The 5391-nt window shown below is 74.5% G+C and carries 4 protein-coding genes; 1 reads left to right on the top strand and 3 read right to left on the bottom strand.

Annotated features, from left to right (window positions below; translation table 11 throughout):
- Positions 1-216: helix-turn-helix domain-containing protein (locus J0670_RS28930; protein WP_207814644.1), on the bottom strand; the 216-nt coding region annotated here is incomplete at its 3' end.
- Positions 217-443: 227 nt separating this feature from the next.
- Between J0670_RS28930 and gndA the strand changes: the two genes are divergently transcribed.
- Positions 444-1898 (top strand): NADP-dependent phosphogluconate dehydrogenase, encoded by a 1455-nt coding sequence (gene gndA, locus J0670_RS28935; protein ID WP_207814645.1) that lies wholly within the window; start codon positions 444-446, stop codon positions 1896-1898.
- 35 nt (positions 1899-1933) lie between these two features.
- On the opposite strand, the gene J0670_RS28940 is transcribed toward gndA, so the two are convergent.
- Together J0670_RS28940 and J0670_RS28945 are read right to left on the bottom strand one after the other, a co-directional pair.
- Positions 1934-3037 (bottom strand): NAD(+)/NADH kinase, encoded by a 1104-nt coding sequence (locus tag J0670_RS28940; RefSeq protein ID WP_207814646.1) that lies wholly within the window; start codon positions 3035-3037, stop codon positions 1934-1936.
- A 170-nt stretch (positions 3038-3207) separates the two neighbouring features.
- Positions 3208-5391 (bottom strand): tetratricopeptide repeat protein (locus J0670_RS28945; protein ID WP_207814647.1); only part of this gene is annotated, 2184 nt, incomplete at its 5' end.

Here is a 5391-nt window from a genome sequence, read left to right on the forward strand (position 1 = left end):
CTCGGCGAGCAGCCGGGACATGGTCCGCCCGTACACCGCGCAGAGCCGCCCGAGCAGCGCGGCGGTCGGGCTGACCTCGGCGCGCTCCACCCGCGACAGCGTGGACCGGCTGACGTCCGCCTGCCGCGCCAACTCCTCCAGCGTCCAACCCCGTTCGACCCGCAACTCGGCGAGCCGCTGTGCCAGCCGCGTGTCGACGGCCGTCTCGATTCCCATATTCGCGATGTTATCCCGGATATGAGATCCACCTCGCTCGAACCGGCCCGGGGGCGGGGCACCTGAACGGGCCAGTTCCCCGAGCGGGGTCCGCGTGCCGGTTGATTTCCTTTATTCCGGCCCTAGTTCGAAATATTCCGATCGTTCGCGCAGTTCGAAGATCCCGAAGAAGACACCTCGCGAGGTCAACGGACTCCGAGGAAGCCCGAGGGAAGGAAGCACAGGCCATGGAGGCATCCGCACACATCGGCGTGACGGGACTGGCGGTCATGGGCCGTAACCTGGCGCGGAACTTCGCCCGGAACGGCTACACGGTCGCGGTGCACAACCGCACGCCGGGTCGGACCCGCTCCCTGATCGAGGAGTTCGGCCACGAGGGCGACTTCGTCCCGGCGGAGTCGGCGCAGGACTTCGTGGCCGCGCTGGAGCGCCCCCGCCGGCTGCTGATCATGGTGAAGGCCGGCGAGCCCACCGACCAGGTGATCGAGGAGTTCGCCCCGCTCCTGGAGCCGGGCGACATGATCATCGATGGCGGCAACGCGCACTTCGCCGACACCCGCCGCCGCGAGCGGGCGCTGCGCGAGCGCGGCATCCACTTCGTCGGCAGCGGCGTCTCCGGCGGGGAGGAGGGCGCGCTGAACGGCCCCTCGATCATGCCCGGCGGCTCGGCCGAGTCCTACGCCGTCCTCGGCCCCATGCTGGAGAAGATCAGCGCCCACGTGGACGGCGACCCGTGTTGCACCCACATCGGCACCGACGGCGCCGGCCACTTCGTGAAGATGGTGCACAACGGCATCGAGTACGCCGACATGCAGCTCATCGCCGAGGCCTACCACCTGCTGCGGGAGGTCGGCGGGTACGCCCCCGCCGAGATCGCCGAGATCTTCAAGCGCTGGAACAAGGGGCGGCTCGACTCCTACCTCATCGAGATCACCGCCGAGGTCCTCGCCCACACCGACGCCGACACCGGCAAGCCCTTCGTCGACATCGTCCGCGACGCCGCGGAGCAGAAGGGCACCGGGCGCTGGACGGTGCAGACCGCCCTCGACCTCGGCTCCCCCGTCACCGCCATCGCCCAGGCCACCTTCGCCCGGGTGGCCTCCGCCCGGGCCGAACTGCGCGCCGCCTACCGGCCGCTGCCCGGGGGCACCGTGCACGAGATGCGCCCGCACGAGGCCGAGCGCTTCACCCGGGACGTCGAACAGGCCCTCTACGCCTCCAAGGTCATCGCCTACGACCAGGGGTGGACCATGATCCGCGACGCCGCGGCCGAGTACGGCTGGGACATCGACCTCGGGGCGGTCGCCAAGATCTGGCGCGGCGGCTGCATCATCCGCGCCGCGTTCCTCGACCGGATCCGCGCCGCCCACGCCGCCAACCCCGACCTGGTCAGCCTGCTCGCCGAGGAGAGCTTCGCGTCGGAGGTCTCCGACTCCCAGGCGGCCTGGCGCACGGTGGTGGCCGGCGCGGCCCAGCACGGCATCCCCGTACCGGCGTTCTCCGCCGCGCTCGCCTACTACGACACCCTGCGCAGCGAGCGCCTGCCCGCCGCGCTGATCCAGGGGCAGCGCGACTTCTTCGGCGCCCACACCTACCACCGCACCGACCGCGAGGGCAGTTACCACACCCACTGGGCCGAGCCCGGCCGTCCCGAGACCCGGACGGACACCGGGGCGGCCTGACGTCCCCGCGCCGGGCCGCCGTGCGCCGCGCCGGGTCAGGCGTCGCCGTCGGCCCGGCGCACGGCGGCGGGGAGGTGCCGGCCCGCCTGGAGCACGGGCAGGTTCAGGTGTTCCAGGTCGTGGGGCGGCGGCGTCGTCAGCGGCCAGGCCGACGGCACCTCGCCGTCGGAGGCCGAGGCGGGCGCGTCGGTCAGCCGCATCCGCTGGCGCAGGCGGCCGTAGAAGTCGGTCGGCCCGAGGCGGACCGCCCGCAGCCGCTTCGGCGAGGCGTAGACGCCGATCCAGTCGCCCGGGTCCAGCACCCCGCGCAGCTGGCCGTCCACGCTGACCGCCGCGCTCCCCGAGTCCGGCAGCAGGCGCATGGCGACCGGCTCGTCCGGCGCGGCCAGGACCGAGGCCTTGAAGACCATGTGCGCCGCGACGGGCGTGAAGACGAGGACGTCCGCGCGCGGCGAGACCACCGGCCCGCCCGCGGCGAAGCTGTACGCGGTCGAACCCGTCGGCGTCGCCACCAGCAGCGCGTCACCGGCGTAGCAGGCGAGGAGCCGTCCGGCGAAGTAGACCGCCGCGGCGACCCGGCCGTCCCGGGCGAACTTCTCCACCACGACCTCGTTCAGCCCGAGCACGTCGAGCGCCACCCCCCAGCCTCCCCCGGCCTCGCAGCCCGGGTGCACCTGCGGCGGGGGCAGGGACGGACGGTGCCCGCACTCCAGCAGCGGACCGAGCTCCTCGGGGAGCGAGAGCGGCCGGGAGGCGCGCATGGTGAGCAGCATGCGGTTCTCGACGGTGATGCGGGACTCCCGGACGGCGTCCATCGCCTGGAGCACGTCCCGGGCGGGCACCTCGGTGAGGAAGCCGACGTGGCCGAAGTCGATGCCCAGCAGCAGGGAGCCGTTGTGCGCCGCCAGGCGGGCACCGCGCAGGAAGGTCCCGTCGCCGCCCAGGGCGACGATGAGGTCCGGGTCCCCGGCCGCGGCCATCTCCTCGCGGGCGCCGCGCCGCTGGACGCCCGCGTTCCACACGTCGATCTCGGTGCACCGGACGCGGTGGTCGTCGCACCAGGCCCGTACCAGCCGTGCGGCCGCCACGGCTTCGGGACGTCCTTTGTGCACGACGAGACCGACGCGCTCGACCGCCATGGCGTTGCCTCCCGGGCGAGGGCGGTGGTGGGGTTCCCCTCGGTGTGGGGCTCCCCTCGGTGTGGGGCTCCCCTCGGTGTGGGGCTCCCCTCGGTGTGGGGCTCCCCTCGGTGTGGGGCTCCCCTCCAGGATGCGCTCCGGTCCCGAGGCACGGCGAGTCGCGCCCGCGATCACCGTTCGTGCTCGTCACCTGCCAGGTCCGGGTACCCGAGCGCGCGCAGGATCGGCAGTATGGAGGCCATCTGGTGGGCGGGGAGCTCCGCGTAGATCTCCCGGGCGTCGTCCCGGTACGAGCGGGACGCCTCGGTCTGGCCCAGGGCGTGGTGGGCGGCCGCCAGGCCGGCCAGGGCGTGGGCGCGCTGCGCGGGGTACCCGGGCAGGTCGCTGCTCACGCCCAGGGACCGCTCGTAGTACGTGACCGCCTCGTCCGGCCGCCCGAGGCCGTGGCAGGCCGCCGCCAGGTTGGTGAGCAGGGCGCAGTCCACCGGGCCGTTCGGCTGGGCCCTGGGGTGGGCGAGGGCGCTGCTCGCCAGCTCCCGGGCCTCGTGGTAGCCGCCCAGCCGCACGTGCGTCGCGATCAGGCTGACGCGGCAGAGGTCGATCGTCCAGGCGTCGGCGTCCTGTCCGTCGCCGCCCGGCCCGTCGCTTTCCGGCCCGTCCGTGCCCGGCCCGTCCGTGCCCGGCCCGTCGCCGCCCGGTCCGTCCGTGCCCGGCCCGTCCGTGCCCGGCCCGTCGCCGCCCGGTCCGTCGGAGATGAGCAGGGCCAGGGCCCGCTCGTAGTACGTCCGGGCTTCGGCGTAGCGGCCCCCGAAGAAGTGGTAGGCGCCGAGGCCGATCAGGATCCTGCCCTCCGCACAGCGGTCGCCGGCCTCGCGGGCGACCGGCTCGGCCTGCTGGAGCGTCTCCCGGGACAGTTCGAGCTCGCCCAGGGCGCTCCAGGCCTGGGCCAGGTCGTTGAGGCCGTGCGCGTGGGCGCTCAGGTCGCCGAGCCATCCGGCCGCCGCCACGGCTGCCTGGCCCAGGGCCACCCGTTCGACCTGGGGCTCGCTGCGGTGGAGGTAGCTCCACAGCAGCGCCGGAAGCTTCCAGGCGACCTCGTCGTCCCCCCGCGCGTAGGCGCGGTGGACGGTGGCGACCAGGTTGGCCCGCTGGCCGTCGCACCACCGGGTGGCCTGCGCGGGATCGGCGAAGACCGCCAGGTCCAGGCCTCCGGGCGGCGGGTCGAGTGGGGCACGGCGGCGACCGGGGGTCAGGACGCGGGCGGCCCGGTCCGCGTGGTGCAGGCACCAGGCGTACCAGCGGTCGAGCACCCGCCGTTGCTCCGCCGGGCTCTCCTCGCGCGTGCCCGACTCGGCCGCGAAGAGCCGCAGCAGGTCGTGGAAGCGGTAGCTTCCCGAGGACCGTTCGATGAGCAGGTTGGCGGCGGCCAGGCGCCGCAGCAAGCGGTCGCACTCCTCCTCGGTCCGCCCGGTCAGGGCGGCGGCGACGGCCCGGCCGATGTCCACGCCCGGGAACAGCCCCAGCCGGCGGAACAGGTGTCGGGCGGCGGGGTCGAGTGCCCGGTAGGAGAGCTCGAAGGCGGACCGCAGGGAGGAGCGGTCGTCCCCGACCTCCAGGGCGCTCAGGCGGTCCGCCGAGGTGGAGAGTTCGACGGCGAAGGCCGCGAGGTCGGGCTGCGGCCGGTCCCGCAGCTGGGCCGCGGCGATGCCCACGGCCAGCGGGAGGTGCCCGCAGGCGTTGAGCAGCAAGGTCCCGGCCCGCCGCTGCGCCTCGGTGCTGTCGGCGCCGTCCGCGGCACCGCCGCCGAGGACGTGGGCGAGCAGGGTCCGCCCCTCGGCGGAGGTGAAGCCGCCGAGCGGTATCCGGCGCGCGCCCTCCCGCACGGCGAGCCCGGTGAGGCGGTCCCGGCTGGTGACCAGGACGGCGCAGCCAGCGCCGCCCGGGAGCAGCGGTCTGAGCTGTTCCGGGCTGACGGCGTCGTCGAGGACGACGAGCACCCGGCGTTCGGCCAGCAGTGACCGGTAGAGCCCGGACGCCTCGTCCAGGTGGGAGGGCAGTTCGGTCGTCACTCCGAGCGCGCGCAGGAACGCCGCCATCACCACCTCGGGGGCCTGCGGCCCGAGGGCCGACCAGCCGCGCAGGTCCGCGTAGAGCTGTCCGTCGGGGAAGTCCTCGTGGTGGCGGTGGGCCCAGTGCAGTGCCAGCGCGGTCTTGCCGACTCCGGCGGCACCGGTGACGACGGCTATCGGTGCGGCCGCCGGGCCGACCCCGGGGCCCGCGAGGGGGGCCAACACTTCGTCCAGGGCGGCCAGTTCCGGCATCCGACCGACGAACACCGGTAATGCCGCGGGTAG

Source organism: Streptomyces sp. FH025, from assembly GCF_017427025.1.
GTDB lineage: Bacteria > Actinomycetota > Actinomycetes > Streptomycetales > Streptomycetaceae > Kitasatospora.

Bases quoted from the DNA above. Each gene is read 5' to 3' on its own strand.
- gndA (WP_207814645.1), top strand. From the start codon at position 444: ATGGAGGCATCCGCACACATCGGCGTGACGGGACTGGCGGTCATGGGC.
- J0670_RS28940 (WP_207814646.1), bottom strand. From the start codon at position 3,037: ATGGCGGTCGAGCGCGTCGGTCTCGTCGTGCACAAAGGACGTCCCGAA.